Annotated in this window: 14 protein-coding genes and 1 pseudogene; 9 read left to right on the top strand and 6 right to left on the bottom strand. The window is 60.0% G+C overall.

The features are described from left to right. Positions 1-233 precede the first annotated feature (233 nt). Positions 234-1,172, bottom strand: coding sequence for a LysR family transcriptional regulator (locus tag WA225_RS17195; RefSeq protein ID WP_422608841.1), 939 nt, complete (start codon positions 1,170-1,172; stop codon positions 234-236). A gap of 121 nt (positions 1,173-1,293) precedes the next feature. Between WA225_RS17195 and WA225_RS17190 the strand changes: the two genes are divergently transcribed. Continuing rightward, a complete protein-coding gene (locus tag WA225_RS17190) occupies positions 1,294-2,220 on the top strand; it encodes an alpha/beta hydrolase (RefSeq protein ID WP_422608840.1) in 927 nt (308 codons plus the stop codon). Between the two features lie 149 nt (positions 2,221-2,369). Here the strand turns inward: WA225_RS17190 and WA225_RS17185 are convergent, their stop codons facing one another. After that, entirely contained in the window at positions 2,370-3,146 is a 777-nt protein-coding gene (locus WA225_RS17185) for an SDR family NAD(P)-dependent oxidoreductase (RefSeq protein ID WP_422608938.1), read from the bottom strand. Positions 3,147-3,223: 77 nt separating this feature from the next. Here WA225_RS17185 and WA225_RS17180 point away from each other — a divergent pair. Next, positions 3,224-3,442, top strand: a pseudogene (locus WA225_RS17180) (chloride channel protein); the annotation flags it as partial. 29 nt (positions 3,443-3,471) lie between these two features. Here the strand turns inward: WA225_RS17180 and WA225_RS17175 are convergent. Continuing rightward, the gene (locus tag WA225_RS17175; protein ID WP_422608839.1) at positions 3,472-4,116 is read right to left on the bottom strand and encodes a dTMP kinase; all 645 of its coding nucleotides are present in this window, start codon (positions 4,114-4,116) and stop codon (positions 3,472-3,474) included. Between the two features lie 57 nt (positions 4,117-4,173). Beyond that, positions 4,174-5,355 (bottom strand): XylR family transcriptional regulator, encoded by a 1,182-nt coding sequence (locus WA225_RS17170; protein WP_422608838.1) that lies wholly within the window; start codon positions 5,353-5,355, stop codon positions 4,174-4,176. A gap of 175 nt (positions 5,356-5,530) precedes the next feature. Here WA225_RS17170 and xylA point away from each other — a divergent pair, with 175 nt between their 5' ends. The 4 genes from xylA to WA225_RS17150 all read left to right on the top strand — a co-directional run bounded on the left by xylA (position 5,531) and on the right by WA225_RS17150 (position 10,855). Continuing rightward, positions 5,531-6,847 (top strand): xylose isomerase, encoded by a 1,317-nt coding sequence (gene xylA, locus WA225_RS17165; protein ID WP_422608837.1) that lies wholly within the window; start codon positions 5,531-5,533, stop codon positions 6,845-6,847. 148 nt (positions 6,848-6,995) lie between these two features. Next, entirely contained in the window at positions 6,996-7,997 is a 1,002-nt protein-coding gene (xylF, locus tag WA225_RS17160; RefSeq protein WP_422608836.1) for a D-xylose ABC transporter substrate-binding protein, read from the top strand. Between the two features lie 164 nt (positions 7,998-8,161). Further along, positions 8,162-9,718 carry a D-xylose ABC transporter ATP-binding protein gene (gene xylG / locus WA225_RS17155; RefSeq protein ID WP_422608835.1) on the top strand — a complete coding sequence of 519 codons (1,557 nt, stop codon included), beginning with the start codon at positions 8,162-8,164 and terminating at the stop codon, positions 9,716-9,718. Next, positions 9,719-10,855: a sugar ABC transporter permease gene (locus WA225_RS17150; protein ID WP_422608834.1), complete on the top strand. Its 1,137-nt coding sequence runs from the start codon at positions 9,719-9,721 to the stop codon at positions 10,853-10,855. A gap of 10 nt (positions 10,856-10,865) precedes the next feature. On the opposite strand, the gene WA225_RS17145 is transcribed toward WA225_RS17150, so the two are convergent. Next, a complete protein-coding gene (locus WA225_RS17145) occupies positions 10,866-11,789 on the bottom strand; it encodes a LysR family transcriptional regulator (protein ID WP_422608833.1) in 924 nt (307 codons plus the stop codon). Positions 11,790-11,883: 94 nt separating this feature from the next. Beyond that, positions 11,884-13,083 carry an MFS transporter gene (locus WA225_RS17140; protein WP_422608832.1) on the bottom strand — a complete coding sequence of 400 codons (1,200 nt, stop codon included), beginning with the start codon at positions 13,081-13,083 and terminating at the stop codon, positions 11,884-11,886. A gap of 337 nt (positions 13,084-13,420) precedes the next feature. On the opposite strand from WA225_RS17140, the gene WA225_RS17135 reads away from it, so the two are divergent. Genes WA225_RS17135 through WA225_RS17125 form a run of 3 tightly spaced genes read left to right on the top strand, consistent with a single transcriptional unit; the run spans position 13,421 to position 17,366 of the window. Then, positions 13,421-14,665 carry a c-type cytochrome gene (locus WA225_RS17135; RefSeq protein ID WP_422608831.1) on the top strand — a complete coding sequence of 415 codons (1,245 nt, stop codon included), beginning with the start codon at positions 13,421-13,423 and terminating at the stop codon, positions 14,663-14,665. Further along, a complete protein-coding gene (locus WA225_RS17130) occupies positions 14,662-15,135 on the top strand; it encodes a (2Fe-2S)-binding protein (protein WP_422608830.1) in 474 nt (157 codons plus the stop codon). Before WA225_RS17135 ends, WA225_RS17130 begins: the two co-directional genes overlap by 4 nt. Continuing rightward, positions 15,132-17,366, top strand: a complete 2,235-nt coding sequence (locus WA225_RS17125) for a molybdopterin cofactor-binding domain-containing protein (RefSeq protein WP_422608829.1) — start codon at positions 15,132-15,134, stop codon at positions 17,364-17,366. Before WA225_RS17130 ends, WA225_RS17125 begins: the two co-directional genes overlap by 4 nt. The last annotated feature ends 33 nt before the right edge of the window (positions 17,367-17,399 follow it).

Here is a 17,399-nt window from a genome sequence, read left to right as displayed (position 1 = left end):
TTGCTTCTCGCTGCTGTTTCACTAATGGCCGGCTAGCATCACATGTCACGATCAGACTGGCTGTCCCTCAATCTGTTTGCTGCACGTATACGTATCAACCAACGAAGTTGACGAGTCGTGCCTTTCATTCATCCGGTGCAGGATCAACAGGTGGACTTCAAAAGTGCGGGCGGATACGTCATTACCCTCCCCCTATTCCCTGATTTCAGCTCAGCCAAGCCGCCACCCGGGAGTCAGGCAGAGTGAATGCCTTGCGCAGAAGGCTGCTCCCATGGTGGGCATGGTGACCAAGCCTCCACGAGCTTATCGATGAAGAGTCGAATTTTTGGAGATAGGTGCCGCTTGCTAGGGTAGATCACCCGAATAGGCTCTGCGGCCTCTGCATATCCAGCGAGCAATTGAACAAGCTTGCCGCTCCGCAAATCGTCGTTCACCACGTAGGAAGGAAGAGTCGCGATGCCCAGGCCAGCTACAGCTGACTGGTGCAATGACTCAGCACTGTCCATCTGTAGCCTTCCACCATGAGTCACGGGCACAGAGCGACCATTCACGCGAAAATTCCAAGGAAGCAATCTGCCGCCGCTCACGAAATGCAGGCACTGGTGCTCGGATAAATCCTCCGGCGTTTTAGGCTCGGCATGCTCGGCCAAATATTTGGGGGAAGCGCAGGTAATCATTTGTTGGTAGGCCACAGTGCGCGTTAACAACCGAGAATCTTCCTTCGGTGGCCCGATGCGCATGGCCAAATCAAACCCCTCATCGATCAGATCGACCAGCCTGTCAGAGAAGGTGATATCCACGCTCAGCGAGGGCCAATCCTTAAGACAGCGCTCAATGTGCTGAAGGACATGAAGTCTGCCCAGCGCAACCGGCAGACTCATCCGCAGTCGCCCACTGGGTGTCGAACGACGAAACGCAAGGGCATCCTCCACGTCGTCCAGATCCTGAAGAACGCCCACGCAGCGCTCATACAGAACCTGGCCGTCATCCGTCATGCTTAAACTGCGCGTAGTGCGATTCAGTAGACGTACCTGTAAACGAGCCTCGAGCCTGACTATCGACTTCCCCACCGCAGAGCGCGTGAGGCCAAGTTGCTTTGCCGCCGCAGTGAAGCTTCCCGCGTTTACCGAGCTCACAAACGCGGCAATATCATTCAGGTTATGGAGTTCCATATGGCCTCGGAGGTCTCAACGTTCGGGCGGCTTAGCACCTGTTATGGGGAACCCTATTCCCCAATAGTAAGCATAGTATCTCAATTAGCTAATCCACTCCCAACGATCAATTGAGGTCATTATGAACACTAAAGTCCAAGCAGCCGTCCAAACCTGGGCCAACAGCCTTAGCGATCTGGTACCCGTTCTTAAGGGAATCGATACCACCACAAAAATGAGCGACATCCGCGACTCTTACGCAAAAATGCTCGCGCAAAATCCAGCGCCAGCTGGCGTTAAATTCGAAGCAGTCGACATGGGTGGCGTACCCGGCACACTGGTTACTCCAGACGAGATCAAGACTGACGCGGTGGTGATGTACATCCACGGCGGCGCCTACATTGTAGGACGACCAGACGGCTACCACGGTATCGGCGGCAAGTACGCGAAAATGCTCGGTGCTCGTGTGTACATGCCGGACTACCGCCTCGCTCCTGAGCACAAGTTTCCAGCCTCTATTGACGACACATTGCGCGCTTACGAATGGTTGCTTGAGCAGAAAATCCCGGCTAACAAAATTGCGTTCTCTGGCGAGTCGGCTGGCGGCGCAATGGTTGTCAGCGTCATGGTCGCGGCTAAATCGAAAGGGCTTCCATTGCCTGCGGTTGGCTCCTCCATCTCACCATGGGCGAACCTTGAACACACCGGTGCTTCCATGAGCAACCGTGAAGGTCTGGATCCCCTGAACTCCAAGCCTGTCTTGGACATCCTCGCCAGAGCATTCCTAGGCGACACATTGGCCAATCATCCTCTGGCCTCACCTGTGTTCGCGGACGTCACCGGTCTTCCACCAATCTTGGTGCAGATCGGCGAGAACGAGCTGATGTTGAGTGATGCAATACGCCTTGCAAATCACCTGGCTGATAACCGAGTTCGCGTGAACCTGGAAGTATGGCCTGCGATGTTCCACGCCTGGCACTTCTACGCCACCATGCTGCCAGAAGGTCAGCAGGCTATGGAGAGTTCCGTTCGCTTCATCGAGGCTGGCTTGGCCGACGCTAACCACTAATACGCAGAACAACCGTGTAAGTGATCAGGTAAAAGCCGCTTGTAAATAACAGCCTCCTGGCAAAAAGGGCCCTGCAGGGCCCTTCTGTACTCAAACCAAAATCACTTTTTCAGCCAGGACTCAACGGTCGCAGAATGGGTTGAAAAGTCTTAATTAGCTTTGTTCTCAACCAAGCAATTGCCTCCATCCACCACAAGCAACTCACCGGTGATGTAACTCGCTTCAGGTGAAGCCAGGAATACAACGGCTGCGGCCACTTCTTCTGGCCGCCCCGCTCGTCCTAGAGGTGTAGAACGTGCTGCTTTGACTTCGTCAGGAGTAGTCGACCCTGTAGCTATCCAACCAGGGGCAACTGAATTCACCGTAATACCTTGATGAGCAACCTCAAGAGCCAGACTCATGTTCATACCTACCATTCCGGCTTTTGCTGCACTATAAGCCGCCTCTCCTTTATTACTGGCTCGTGTGCCGGTGGTTGAGCTGATGTTCACTATGCGGCCATAGCCTCTAGCTCGCATCCCAGGCAACACCCCTTGAGTTAACAGGAACGCAGTTGTCAGATTTCTAGCGATGGAAAGATTCCAGGTTTCGAGGCTCGTACTCGTGAACTCGGCGAACGGCTCTGGACTCCCTTGCATCGCCATACCGGCATTATTTACAAGAATATCGATGCGCCCCCAGACGGCCTCAGCCCAAGCGACGAATTCACTCACCTGTGTTTCCTGAGTCAAGTCGACCGGTCGACCGACTGCTTCGTAGCCGGCGGCGCGTAACTCCGCAACCCGCTCATTGATGCGTGCGCTGCTTGCCGTGACGATCAGCTTGGCTCCTTGAGCCCCAAGACGATGGGCAATGGCCATACCGATTCCAACCTCACTGCCCGCTCCACTAACAAGCGCCACCTGATCCGCCCAGCTTGAATTCATCATCGTTGCCTCTGTTGAAGGTTTGCGAGAAGCACATGAATGGAGGTGTAGCAGATAGCCGAAAACCAAGGTGAAGGGTTGGTTTTCTGGCTGCCGTCACTCAGTCGCCAATAACTTCCGCAATCATTGTCATGGAGATGATTGATAGCCACAGTATGGTGATCAGTCTCATGGCGGTAGCGTTGATCGCCAAGGCTATCAGCTCAAGAATGGGCCCTGATTTGTATCAGCAATTGGCCCGAGGCTTTCTCGAGAGTGCAGAACCTGCCGCCACGCCAAAGAATCCGTCTCGATAGGCCTACCGTGTGATTTTTCTAGCCAGACCCTAAGCGTCAAGCCTGGCATCCACTTCGACGTTCAACCCAAGCACCTCATAGATCCGAGAAACCACCAGCATCGTCGCCTCTTCAACCGTTCCTTCATTACGGCACAACATCCAGCCGTGATCCTTGACCGCTCGTTCGAACATCTCGGTACACGCCACATGCTCTGCGTGCTTCTGGATCACCGTGCCGCCCAGTCCTCGCGAACGTGTGGCTGCCCTCGTCCACGAAATGTCCGGATCGGTGACGACGCCGACATGCAGGTCCGGCACTCGCACGTCTCGCTCCATATTCAACTGGAGAATCTCGGCAAACGGGATGGTCTGGCGAAATGCGGCATCGGATGGATACCAGCGATCGATCAAGATAATGCTGTCCTGCGGCTGCTTCGTCAGGACGTTCTGGGAGATCCAACGACGGCTATCAGCAAGGCGCTGACACACAGTCCACTCCAGATCCCGGGAAGGATTTCTCGCCAGTGTGTTAACCAGGGCCATGGTTTCACCCCTGAAGGGATCGCTTTTTCTCTCGCAAAGCCGGATGACTTTCTGGTTGCCCGCCCTCAGCACCTGCGTGACGGCCTCCAGCAGTGTGGTTTTGCCGGTGCCTTTGGGCCCATCCAGAGAAACGAACAGCGGACGATTCATGGTTCACGCAACAATCAAGATATTGATGACCACTCTAACCTCATTTCCGCCATTCCTTTAGCGCGTTCCTGCCCCTTGCTGATACTCACGCGGCGTACAACCAAACTCCCGGCGAAACACCGTGTGCAGATACTGCGCAGATTTAAACCCGCAACTGCGCGCAACGTCGGCAATCACCGAGTCAGTATTTTTCAATCCGCGGGTGGCCGCTGCCAGTTTGAAACGCAGGATCTCGTCGTGCACGCTGCAGCCTCGTTCGGCGCGGAAATGCGCTTCGAGTGACGATCGCGACACGCCGACATAAGCCGCCACCTGCGCGGTTTTGATGCCTTGGCAAGCATATTGGCGGATGAACAGCAGCGCTTGCATGACGTACGGATTGCCCAACGGTTGGTGCAAACTCGACACCTGCACGTTGACCGCATCAGGCGGGATCAGGATCTGCGTGCCGGTGGATGGCATGCCGTGCAGCATTTGATGGAGCAATTGCGCGGCGGTACGGCCCATGGTTTCGGTGCCCTGGCTGACCGAACTCAGGGGCACGCGGGTCAGACTGCGGGTCAGCGGATCGTTGTCGATGCCGATCAATGCCACCTGCTCCGGCACGGCAATGCCGGCAGTCAGGCAGGCTTGCAGCAACTGGCGCGCGCGGGCGTCGCTGACGGCGATGATGCCGATGGGTTTGGGCAGGCTTTGCAGCCAGGCGATCAACTGTTCGACGGCGCTGTCCCAGAGCGGTGCGCTGGTACCCATGCCGCGATAGATTTCGCCGTGCAAGCCGTCGCGTTTCATCAGTTTGCGAAAGGCTTTCTCGCGCTCCTGAGCCCAGCGATTGGCCTGCGCTTCCGGCAGGCTGAAGCAGGCAAAACGCTGCAGACCCGCTTCGATCAAATGCGTGTAAGCCAGGTTGATTAGCGCGTTGTTATCGGTGGCGACGTAGGGAATCGCATTCGGATACGCGCGCTTATCCTCGTACGAGCCCCCTACTGCTACCACCGGCAACTGAATGTCAGCCAACGCCTCGCCAATCAGCGGATCGTCGAAGTCGGCGATGATCCCGTCGCCCTGCCAGCGCTCGATCCCTTTCAAACGACAGAGAAAGTCCTCCTCCAGAAACAGGTCCCAGGAGGCCCGAGTGCTGCTCAGGTAGTTGCCGATGCCGCTGATGATGCCACGGTCGTAGATCTTGCTGCCGTTGAACAACAGGGCGATGCGGTGAACAGGCGGTACGGTTTTCATTGTTTTTATGCTTGTCCCGAGCCCCTTGCCACAGAGGCGATTGGCACAGACTAGGCGCCTGGTCGAAGAAGCTCAATACGCAAAATCGCACCCGGTGTTGATGTTTTTCATAATCAGCAGGGCCGGGGCCGTTGCTAGTATCGAGACACCGCCAAGAACAACAAGGACAAGGTCCATGCAGTATTTCCCTGATGTCGAGCCGATTCGCTTCGAAGGTCCAGATAGCGACTCTCCCCTCTCCTTTCGTCACTACGACGCCGACAAACTCATCCTCGGCAAACCCATGCGTGAACACCTGCGCATGGCTGCCTGTTACTGGCACACGTTCGTCTGGCCGGGTTCCGATGTGTTTGGTGCAGGGACGTTCAAGCGCCCTTGGCAACACGCCGGCGACCCGATGGAACTGGCGATCGGCAAGGCAGCCGCGGCCTTCGAATTCTTTTCCAAACTGGGGATCGACTATTACTGCTTTCATGACACGGATGTCGCCCCCGAAGGCCAGTCTCTGAAGGAGTACCGCAACCATTTCGCACAAATGGTTGATCACCTCGAGCAACACCAGGAAGCCAGCGGCATCAAGCTGCTATGGGGCACCGCCAACTGTTTCAGCAACCCGCGTTTCGCTGCCGGCGCCGCGAGCAACCCGGACCCCGAAGTGTTCGCCTGCGCCGCTGCCCAGGTGTTCAGCGCCATGAACGCGACCCATCGCCTGAAAGGCGCCAACTACGTGTTGTGGGGTGGTCGCGAAGGCTACGAAACCCTGCTCAACACGGACTTGAAACGTGAGCGCGAACAACTGGGCCGTTTCATGCGCATGGTGGTCGAGCACAAGCACAAGATCGGTTTCACCGGCGACCTATTGATCGAACCAAAACCGCAAGAGCCGACCAAGCACCAATACGATTACGACAGCGCCACCGTGTTCGGCTTCCTTCAGCAGTTCGGGCTGGAGCACGAAATCAAGGTCAACATCGAAGCCAACCACGCGACCCTCGCCGGGCATAGTTTTCATCACGAGATCGCGACGGCTGTCTCGCTGGGGATTTTCGGCAGCATCGACGCCAACCGTGGCGATCCGCAAAACGGCTGGGACACCGACCAATTCCCCAACAGCGTCGAAGAAATGACCTTGGCCACCTATGAAATCCTCAAGGCTGGCGGCTTCAAGAATGGCGGATTCAACTTTGATTCCAAGGTGCGCCGCCAGAGCCTCGATCAGATCGATCTGTTCCATGGCCACGTCGGCGCCATGGACGTGCTTGCCCTGTCGCTGGAGCGCGCAGCGGCCATGGTGCAGAACGACGAGTTGCAACGGCTCAAGGATCAACGCTACGCCGGCTGGCAGCAGCCGTTCGGGCAGGCGGTGATGGCGGGTGACTTCAACCTTGAAACGTTGGCTGAGCACGCGTTCACCAACGAGTTGAACCCGCAAGCCGTCAGCGGCCGCCAGGAAATGCTCGAAAACGTCGTCAATCGGTTTATCTATCGCTGATCACACAGGGAGTCTGCGGGCGCATCGACGCGGTGACATTTCTACGACAAATCTGTGCCTGCGGCGTCTGCGGATTCTCTACAGTTTTACCAGCCCGATACTCATCGTCAGGCCGTGTCTTTCCAACAACAATAAAAGGACGCCCCACATGAAGAACGTAAAACGCACGTTATTGGCCACTGCCCTGGCGTTGCTGTCACTGCCGGTGATGGCTGACGCTGCCCACCCGAAAATCGGTTTCTCCATTGATGACCTGCGCCTGGAACGCTGGTCGCGTGACCGTGATTACTTCGTCGCGGCAGCAGAAAAAATGGACGCCAAGGTCTTCGTGCAGTCGGCTGATGCCAACGAGCAGAAGCAGATTTCGCAGATCGAAAACCTCATCTCCCGGGGCGTCGATGTCATCGTCATCGTGCCGTTCAACGCCACGGTGCTGACCAACGCGGTGGCCGAAGCGAAGAAAGCCGGGATCAAAGTCGTCTCCTATGATCGGCTGATCCTCAACGCCGATGTCGACGCCTACATTTCCTTCGATAACGAAAAGGTTGGCGAGATGCAGGCCAGCGGCGTGTTGAAAGCCGCGCCCAAGGGCAATTACTTTTTGCTCGGTGGTGCGCCCACCGACAACAACGCGAAGATCCTGCGTGAGGGCCAGATGAAAGTGCTGCAACCGGCCATCGACAAGGGCGATATCAAGATCGTCGGCCAGCAGTGGGTCAAGGAATGGAACCCGACCGAAGCGCTGAGCATTGTTGAAAACGCCCTGACCCGCAACAACAACAAAATCGACGGCATCGTCGCCTCCAACGACGCCACGGCCGGTGGCGCCATTCAGGCACTGGCGGCGCAGCAGTTGGCCGGCAAGGTGCCGATTTCCGGGCAGGACGCCGATCTTGCCGCAGTCAAACGGGTGATCGCCGGCACGCAAACCATGACCGTGTACAAGCCGCTGAAACTGATCGCCTCCGAAGCGGCCAAGCTTTCGGTGCAACTGGCACGCAACGAAAAACCCGCCTTCACCTCGCAGTACGACAACGGCAGCAAAAAAGTCGACACCATCCTGCTTACGCCAACCCCGCTGACCAAGGACAACATCGACCTGCTCGAACAGGACGGCTTCTACACCAAGGCGCAAATTGCCGGAAAGTGACCCCATCACAAATCCCCGGTTGTACGAAAACCCTTGTGGGAGCGAGCTTGCTCGCGAATGCGGTGTGCCAGTCAACGAAGCATTGTCTGAACTGACGCTTTCGCGAGCAAGCTCGCTCCCACAGGTTTCGTGATGTTTGAGTCTTTGATATACGAGCCCTGTCCATGTCCGACTATCTGCTGCAAATGAACGGCATCGTCAAAACCTTCGGCGGTGTCAAAGCGCTAAACGGCATCGACATCAAGGTCAGGCCCGGTGAGTGCGTTGGACTGTGCGGCGAGAATGGCGCCGGCAAGTCAACGCTGATGAAGATCCTGTCGGCGGTCTACCCCCATGGCACCTGGGACGGTGAAATCTTCTGGGACGGGCAACCGCTCAAGGCGCAATCGATCAATGAAACGGAAGCCGCCGGTATCGTCATCATTCACCAGGAACTGACACTGGTGCCCGACCTGTCGGTGGCCGAAAACATTTTCATGGGCCACGAACTGACGCTGCCCGGCGGGCGCATGAATTACCCGGCGATGATCCACCGCGCCGAAGCGCTGATGCGCGAATTGAAAGTGCCGGACATGAACGTATCGCTGCCGGTGTCGCAGTACGGCGGCGGTTATCAGCAACTGGTGGAGATCGCCAAGGCTCTGAACAAAAAGGCCCGCCTGCTGATCCTCGACGAGCCGTCGTCAGCCTTGAGCCGTTCGGAAATCGAGGTGTTGCTGGACATCATCCGCGACCTCAAAGCCAAAGGCGTCGCCTGCGTCTACATCTCGCACAAGCTCGATGAAGTGGCCGCCGTGTGCGACACCATTTCGGTGATCCGTGACGGCAAACACATCGCCACCACCGCCATGGCCGACATGGACATTGCGCAGATCATCACGCAAATGGTCGGGCGGGAAATGAGCAACCTCTACCCCTCCGAGCCGCACGATATTGGCGAGGTGATTTTCGAGGCCCGGCACATCACCTGCTACGACGTCGACAACCCCAAGCGCAAACGGGTCGACGATATTTCCTTCGTGCTCAAGCGCGGCGAAATCCTCGGTATTGCCGGGCTGGTCGGCGCCGGTCGTACCGAACTGGTGACTGCGCTGTTCGGCGCCTATCCAGGCCGGCACGAAGGCGAAGTCTGGCTCGACGGGCAAGCCATCGACACGCGCACGCCGCTCAAATCCATCCGCGCCGGCCTGTGTCTGGTGCCGGAGGACCGCAAACGCCAAGGCATCATTCCCGACCTGGGCGTTGGCCAGAACATTACCCTCGCCGTGCTGGACAACTACTCAAAACTGACCCGCATCGATGCCGAAGCCGAGCTGGGTTGCATCGATCAGGAAATCTCGCGCCTGCACCTCAAGACCGCCAGCCCTTTCCTGCCGATCACCAGCCTGTCGGGTGGCAATCAGCAAAAAGCCGTGCTGGCGAAGATGCTGCTGGCCAAACCCCGAGTGCTGATTCTCGATGAGCCGACCCGAGGCGTCGATGTCGGCGCCAAATACGAAATCTACAAGTTGATGGGCGCGCTGGCCGCCGCCGGTGTGTCGATCATCATGGTCTCGTCGGAGCTGGCCGAAGTGCTCGGCGTGTCCGACCGCGTGCTGGTGATCGGCGAAGGCCAGTTGCGTGGCGACTTCATCAACCATGAACTGACGCAGGAACAGGTACTCGCCGCCGCCCTCAGCCAGCCTGGCAGCCATAACAATAATGATCGGAAATCCGCGTAAATGAATCAGGTCAAACAACTGTTCACCCGCTACAAAATGCTCGCGCTGGTGTTTGCCGTGGTGCTGATCTGGCTGTTCTTCAGCTGGCAGACCGAGGGCGGATTCCTCACTCCGCGCAACCTGTCCAATCTGCTGCGGCAGATGTCGATTACCGGCATTCTCGCCTGCGGCATGGTGCTGGTGATCATCAGCGGCGAGATCGATTTGTCGGTCGGCTCGTTGCTCGGTCTGCTCGGGGGGCTCGCGGCGATTCTTGATGTGGTCTATCACATTCCGCTGCTGGCGAACCTGAGTCTGGTTGCCCTGTGCGGGCTGATGATCGGCCTCGCCAATGGCTACATGGCGGCTTACCTGCGCATCCCCTCGTTCATTGTCGGTCTGGGCGGCATGCTGGCGTTTCGCGGGATTCTGCTGGGGATCACCGGCGGCACGACCATTGCGCCGGTATCGCCGGAGCTGGTCTACATCGGCCAGGGTTACCTGCCCCACGCAATCGGCACGGGCCTGGGCATTTTGCTGTTTGCGCTGACGGTGTTCCTGGCCTGGAAACAACGGCGCAATCGCGCCCTGCACGGCCTGGCGGCGCATTCGTTAGCGCGTGACGTCATCCGCGTGTTGGTGATCGGCGCCGTACTCGCCGGTTTCGTGCAGACGCTGAACAGCTACGACGGCATTCCCGTGCCGGTCTTGTTGTTGCTGATTCTGCTGGGGGTGTTCAGCTACGTGACCAGTCAGACCGTGTTCGGTCGCCGCGTCTATGCCGTGGGCAGCAACATGGAAGCGACGCGCCTGTCCGGGATCAATGTGCAGGCGGTGAAGCTGTGGATTTTCGGGATCATGGGCGTGATGTGCGCCCTCGCCGGCGTGGTCAACACCGCTCGCCTCGCCGCCGGTTCGCCTTCGGCCGGCAGCATGGGCGAACTCGACGCCATCGCAGCCTGCTTCATCGGTGGCACTTCCATGCGCGGCGGTTCCGGCACGGTTTACGGCGCCCTCCTCGGCGCGTTGGTCATTACCAGTCTAGACAACGGCATGTCGATGCTCGACGTCGACAGCTACTGGCAGATGATCGTCAAGGGCAGCATTCTGGTGTTGGCGGTTTGGGTGGATGTGAGTACGCGGACCGGGCGCCGTTGAGCCACAGGGATCATGCGGCGGGCGTGGTTGCGGCCGCCGGACTGAGAATTTCCATCAGGAAATCGATAAACACATTGATCCGGCTGGACCCACGGTGATTGGGTAAATACAAGGCATTGATGCAGGTGCTGGCACTGCCGGGATTGACCTCATACTGCTCAAGCAATCGGGTCAGCCGGCCAGCTGCGACGTCGTCGCGCACCAGCCAGTCGGCCAGCAGCGTAACCCCGCCGCCGCCGATGGCTGCTTCGCGCAGGATGTCGGCGTTATTGCTTTGCAGGCGCCCGTGGACGTTGAGCTGAATGGGCGCGTCTTCATTCTGAAAGGTCCAGTGCTGGTGTGTGCCGCCGTAATCGAAACGCAGGCATTGATGCTCCAGCAAATCCCGTGGATGACCAAGCGCCGGGCTACGCGCCAGATACGCCGGACTGGCCACCACCCAGCGCTCGAACTGCCCCACGCGTTTGCTGACGATGTCTTCACTGACGACAGACGACCCCAGCCGCACCGAAACATCGATCTGCTCGCTGAGCAGGTCGCTGACCTGATCGCTCAGCGACAGACTGATCTCAAGTCCCGGATGCCGCTCAAGCAAGCGGCTCAGGTGCGGCGCAATCAGGCGCCGGCCGAACTCCACCGGCACGCTGATACGCAGACGGCCCTGCGCTTCGGCGCCACGATCGGCAACGACGGCATCGGCCTCGTCAATCGCGTCGAGAATCGCCACGGCTTTTTCGAAATAGGTCTGGCCGGCAACGGTCACGCTGGTGTTGCGCGTGGTGCGATTGAGCAGGCTCGCGCCCAGCTCGTGTTCCAGCCCCGCGACTTGCCGGGTCACTGACGACGTGGATATCCCGAGTTTGCGCGCTGCCGAGGAATAGCCCCCGCAGCGCACGGTTTCCACAAACATCTTCAGTGCCAGCAACTTGTCCATAAGCGGGGTCCGGTCGATAGGGAACGCGGATGATTGTGCATCACTGTTCCCCCGACGTCTTGTACCGCCGTGCTTGCCCGCACTTGCCGGATGTTCAGACATCGGCCTTGCGGCTCAGAAACAAGCCGAGCGCCAGCGCTGGCAGCAGCGCCACCGCGACGGCGGACAGGTTCCAGCCGAAATGCTCGTACAACGGACTGGCGACCAGCGAGCCCAGCGCGCCGCCGATGAAAATGCTGGTCATGTACACGGCGTTCAGGCGCGCACGGCTGTGGGGATCGAGGGCGTAGACCTCACGCTGGCCGAGCACCATATTCAATTGCACGGCGAAATCCAGCAGCACCGCGCACACCACCAGCCAGACATAGCCGCTGCCCGGGAGCGCGGCGATCAACAGCGAAACCGGCGCCAACAGCAACGCGACCAGCGTGCCGCGATGACCGTGCCCGGCATCGGCCAGACGCCCGGCAATCGGCGCGGCAATGGCACCCACTGCACCGACCAGCGCGAAGATCGCCACATGTGCCTGAGTGAAGCCGTGGTGACGCATCAGTTCAATCGGTGCAAGGGTCCAGAACAGACTGAAACTGGCAAACAGCAGCCCTTGATACAGCGAGCGCTGACGCAACAGCGGATAGCGCCGGGCCAAGGCAAACACCGAGCCGATCAGCGCAGCATAGGTGGCTTTATGCGTCGGTAGCCGACGCGGCAGTGCTACAGCGGTAATCAGAGCGATGACGGCCATCAGGGCTGCTGCGCTGTAAAACACCCCGCGCCAGCCGAACGCTTCCACCAACAGGCTCGACAGTGGCCGTGACAACAGAATGCCCAACAGCAGGCCGCTCATGATATTGCCGACGACACGGCCACGGCTGGCTTCGGGCGCCAGGTGTGCCGCCAGCGGCACAAGGATTTGCACGGCCACCGAGGTCAGACCGATCAGCAAAGACAACACCAGGAACATCGACGGTGAATGGGTCAGCCCGGCGCACAACAGCGTGACGCTCGCCGCCAGGGTGAAACCGACCACCAGCCGGCGGTTTTCCATCAGATCGGCCAGCGGCACCAGCAGCAACAGGCCCAGCGCGTAACCAAACTGCGTCAGCGAAACGATCAGGCTGGCATTGGCGCTGGACAGACCGATCTGCGGTGCAATCAGCTCGACGATCGGCTGTGCGTAATAAAGATTGGCCACGACCGCGCCACAGCAAAATGCCAGGAACGCGACCATCAGGCCGGAAAGTGACGTTGGCTGTTCGGCGCTGGCCGCAACGGCTGGGTTGCCCGAGAGCATGATGACACCTCATTGAGTTCAGGAAAGTGCTGACAAGGCTACGGATCTGTGGCGATGCGCAGAATCCACGCGGCGGGCAACGCAGTGATGCGTCCGGCGCAACGGCGCAGGCGTTGCTTCTCACGCAACGCGCTGTTGCGCGCGCCGCTGATTCTCCGGCGCTGGTGGTTTCTCTACGCTTTGGCCTCTGGCGCTGTCGTCCCCGGCGGCGCCCTTCCCCGGCTGTTACAAGGAGCGTTGTCATGATCCGTATCCCATCCGTCCTGTCATCGCCTGCCGCGTTTTTTCCTGTGCCATGAACAGCTCATTTCTGAAGTCCAGAACGCTATGGATCAGCGTGGCAGTCGTCGCCGTGCTCGGCCTGATCGGTGCCGCTTGGCTGATGTGGCGCCCGGCGATTGCGCCGATCGAGCGCCCGACGCTGTTCGACACTGCGCAGTTGCAACGCGGGGCGCGGGTGGTCGAGGCCGGCGATTGTGCGGTCTGCCATACCCGCCCCGGCGGTGAATATCTGGCCGGTGGGCTGCCGCTGGTAACGCCGTTCGGCACGCTGTACAGCACCAACATCACTCCGGACGCAGAGACCGGTATCGGCCAATGGTCACTGCCAGCCTTCGAGCGGGCGATGCGTCAGGGCATTGCTCGCGATGGTCACTTCCTCTATCCGGCGTTCCCCTACGTGCACTACCGGCGCATGAGCGCAGCAGACATCGCCGACGCCTATGCCTACTTGATGAGCGGCCCCGCCGTGCGCGCGCCGGCCGAGCACAACCAGATGAACTTTCCGATGAATATTCGCCCGTTGGTGGCGTTCTGGAACCTGCTGTTCCTGCACGGTGAGCCACTGACGCCGCTGGCGCAGCGCAGCATCACCGAGGCGTGGAATCGCGGGCGTTATCTGGTCGACGGTCCGGGCCATTGCGCCGGCTGCCATTCGCCGCTGAACCTGATCGGCGCGGAACAATCCTCGGAATACCTACTGGGCGGCAGCGTCGACGGCTGGCACGCGCCAGCGCTGGTCGGTATGGGACAACGCAGCAACCCGTGGAGTCGCGAGCAACTGATCGGCTATCTGCGCGCCGAGATCGTTGATGGCCACGGCACGCCCGCCGGGCCGATGCGTCCGGTCAGCTTGAGTCTGGCCCGCTTGCCGGCCAGTGAAGCCGAGGCGATTGCCGAGTATTTGCTCAGTCTGGAAAACCCGCCTTCGGTGACAGAGACGACGGCGAAGACGCCTGCCAGTGAACCGGCAGCCCCTTCGAACGGCGCCCTGCTCTTCAGCAGCGCCTGCGCCGGCTGCCATGGCCCGGCGGCGCCGATGCGCAGCATCGATGGTCGCCCGGGGTTGCAAAGCACCTCGGCGCTGCAAGCGGCCAGTTCGCGCAACTTCCTCAAGACCGTGCTCGAAGGGCTGCCCGCCTCACCCGGATCGCCCGGCCCGCTGATGCCTGCGTTCGCCGCCAGCCTGGACAACGCGCAACTCGGTGCACTGGCCGCGTATCTGCGTCAACAAGTGAGCCCTGATCAGCCGTGGGCCGACCTCTCTTCCACTATCGAAGCGTTACGTCAGGAGACGAAATGAGCCAGATCACCCTCAACGTCAACGGAGCCGCGCAACCGCTTGAGCTGGAGCCGGACATGCCGCTGTTGTATGCGCTGCGCAATCACTTGAACCTCAACGGCGCCAAATATGGTTGCGGTCTCGGTCAATGTGGCGCCTGCACAGTGATCGTCGATGATCGACCGGTGTTCGCCTGCCTGACGCCCTGCGCCGGTCTCGAAGGCAAAAAAATCCGCACCGTGGAAAGCCTCGGCAGCGCGCAAAAGCCCGGCCCTCTGCAAGCCGCGTTCATCGAGAAACAGGCTGCGCAATGCGGTTACTGCATCGCCGGCATGCTGATGCGCGCGCAGGCGTTGCTTGAAGGTAATCGACACCCGGATGAGGCGACCATTCGCGAGCACATGGCCGGCAACCTGTGCCGCTGCGGTACGCACTTGCGCATCATCGAGGCGATCAAACAAGTGGCCGGGCACAACGGGAGCCTGACATGAGTGAGTCGAATGAATTGAACCCGAGTCGACGCGCCTTTCTACGCGGTGGTGCGTTGTTGATGGCGTTTACCTTGATGCCGGTGGCGCGGCGAGCACTGGCCGACACCGAAGTCGATACGCTCGGCACCGTGGTCCTCGCGCCCGACCTGCCCGGAAGCCTGCGCACCAACCCGTTTCTCGACGCCTGGATCCGCATCGGCGCTGACGGCATTACCGTCTACACCGGCAAGGTCGAATTGGGCACCGGGGTGAAAACCGCGCTGCTGCAAATTGCCGCCGAGCGTTTGCAGGTGCCGGCTACCGCCATCAACTTGCTCACCGCCGACACCGCGCTGACGCCCAACGAAGGTTACACCGCCGGCAGCCACAGCATTTTCGACAGCGGAACCGCGTTGTATAACGCCGCCGCGCAGGTGCGCGAAATGCTCGTCGAGGCCGCCGCGCGCCGTTGGCAGGTCGATGCCGCGCTGCTGAGCACCCGCGACGCTGTGATCGTAGGCCCGGCCGGCCAGCAGATGAGTTACGCCGACGCGGTCAAGCATGTCGATGTGCATCAATACGCCGAGGCTCAGTCACCGGCGATGGCCGCCGCTGACTTCAAATTGATCGGCCATTCGTTGCCGCGCCTCGACATCCCGGCGAAGGTCAGCGGCGGCGCAGCATTCGTCCAGGACATGCGCCTGCCGGGCATGCTGCACGCGCGGGTGATCCGCCCGCCTCGTCCGGGCTGCACGCTGCAAGCATTCGATGCGGCGTCCATCGAAGCGCTGGCTGGCGTGGTCAAGGTGATCCGCGACGGCAACTATCTGGCGGTGGTCGCCGGTGATGAGTGGCAAGCGATCAAAGCCATGCGCCGTGCCAGCGAGGTGACGCAATGGAGCGAGGGCGAGGCGATTCCCGAGGCGGCCGAGATTCATCGCCTGCTCAAACGCCTGCCCTCACGGCGCTATCCGATCAGCAACAGCGGCACGCCGAGTGGCGCGGCCGACACGCGTTTTCAGGCTCGGGTCACCAAGCAGTATTTGATGCATGGCTCGATCGGCCCGTCCTGTGCGGTGGCCTGGTTCAAGGACGGCGTTCTAACCGTCTGGACCCACACCCAAGGCGTTTACCCGCTGCGCGCCGGGATTGCCGAAATGCTCGGTCTGCCACCTGAGCGGGTGCGCTGTATTCATACCGAAGGCTCAGGGTGTTACGGCCACAACGGCGCCGATGATGCCGCCGCCGATGCGGCATTGATTGCCCTGCGCGTGCCCGGTACGCCGGTGCGCGTGCAATGGATGCGCGAACAGGAAAATCTTTGGGAGCCGTATAGCTCGGCGATGGTCACCGAAGTCGACGCTGGCCTCGCTCAGGGGCGCCTGCAGGACTGGGCCTACGAACTCTGGACCACGCCGCACAACGAACGCATCGTCAACGCCGGGCGTCTGTTGCCGGCACGCTTGCTCGCGCGGCCTTTTGCCTCGGCGCCATCTGTGCCAATCGCTCAGCCTGAGGGTGATGGTGATCGCAACGCGGTGCCGCTGTACCAGTTGAACTCGACGCGCATCAACATGAGCTTCGTCACCGAAATGCCGTTTCGCACCTCGGCCATGCGTTCGCTGGGTGCGCACATCAATATCTTCGCCATCGAGGCGAGTATCGACGAGCTGGCGATCCGCGCCGGCCTCGACGCGGTCGCCTTGCGTCTGGCCCACCTCAGCGACCCGCGTGCTCGCGCGGTGGTAGAACGTGTGCGTGATGAGATCGGTTGGCCGCTAAAAAGCAGCGAACCCGGCGCCGGTATCGGTTTCGCCTTTGCCCGCTACAAAAACATCATGGGTTACTGCGCTATCGCGGTGAAACTTCGCGTGCATCCGCAGACCGGCGAGATCCGCATCGATCACGTGGTGACGGCGGTGGACGTCGGCCAGATCGTCAGCCCCGATGGGCTGCGCAATCAGGTCGAGGGCGGCATCGTGCAGTCCGCGAGCTGGACCCTGTACGAAAAAGTCGCCTACGACGCAGGGGGCATTCGCAGTTACGACTGGAGCGGTTACCCGATTCTGCGTTTCACACAACTTCCGAAAAAAGTCGATGTGCATTTGCTCGACCAACCGGGAGAACCCTTCCTCGGTGCCGCTGAAATCGTTCAGGGGCCAATGGCCGCCGCTCTTGGCAACGCCGTCGCCAACGCCACCGGCCGGCGCTGGCTGAACCTACCGCTGACGCGCTCAAACCAACCCGCCTGAGCCACGCCCGTGCTCATCGCTGATGAGCACGGG

Source organism: Pseudomonas sp. (assembly GCF_049300855.1).
Classification (GTDB): Bacteria; Pseudomonadota; Gammaproteobacteria; order Pseudomonadales; family Pseudomonadaceae; genus Aquipseudomonas.
Note: the sequence above shows the minus strand (reverse complement) of the source record. Positions and strands in the feature narration are given on the sequence as shown.

Excerpts from the sequence above, each read along its gene's own strand:
- WA225_RS17195 (WP_422608841.1), bottom strand. The coding sequence starts at position 1,172 with ATGGAACTCCATAACCTGAATGATATTGCCGCGTTTGTGAGCTCGGTA.
- WA225_RS17190 (WP_422608840.1), top strand. The coding sequence starts at position 1,294 with ATGAACACTAAAGTCCAAGCAGCCGTCCAAACCTGGGCCAACAGCCTT.
- WA225_RS17185 (WP_422608938.1), bottom strand. The coding sequence starts at position 3,146 with ATGAATTCAAGCTGGGCGGATCAGGTGGCGCTTGTTAGTGGAGCGGGC.
- WA225_RS17175 (WP_422608839.1), bottom strand. The coding sequence starts at position 4,116 with ATGAATCGTCCGCTGTTCGTTTCTCTGGATGGGCCCAAAGGCACCGGC.
- WA225_RS17170 (WP_422608838.1), bottom strand. The coding sequence starts at position 5,355 with ATGAAAACCGTACCGCCTGTTCACCGCATCGCCCTGTTGTTCAACGGC.
- xylA (WP_422608837.1), top strand. The coding sequence starts at position 5,531 with ATGCAGTATTTCCCTGATGTCGAGCCGATTCGCTTCGAAGGTCCAGAT.
- xylF (WP_422608836.1), top strand. The coding sequence starts at position 6,996 with ATGAAGAACGTAAAACGCACGTTATTGGCCACTGCCCTGGCGTTGCTG.
- xylG (WP_422608835.1), top strand. The coding sequence starts at position 8,162 with ATGTCCGACTATCTGCTGCAAATGAACGGCATCGTCAAAACCTTCGGC.
- WA225_RS17150 (WP_422608834.1), top strand. The coding sequence starts at position 9,719 with ATGAATCAGGTCAAACAACTGTTCACCCGCTACAAAATGCTCGCGCTG.
- WA225_RS17145 (WP_422608833.1), bottom strand. The coding sequence starts at position 11,789 with ATGGACAAGTTGCTGGCACTGAAGATGTTTGTGGAAACCGTGCGCTGC.
- WA225_RS17140 (WP_422608832.1), bottom strand. The coding sequence starts at position 13,083 with ATGCTCTCGGGCAACCCAGCCGTTGCGGCCAGCGCCGAACAGCCAACG.
- WA225_RS17130 (WP_422608830.1), top strand. The coding sequence starts at position 14,662 with ATGAGCCAGATCACCCTCAACGTCAACGGAGCCGCGCAACCGCTTGAG.
- WA225_RS17125 (WP_422608829.1), top strand. The coding sequence starts at position 15,132 with ATGAGTGAGTCGAATGAATTGAACCCGAGTCGACGCGCCTTTCTACGC.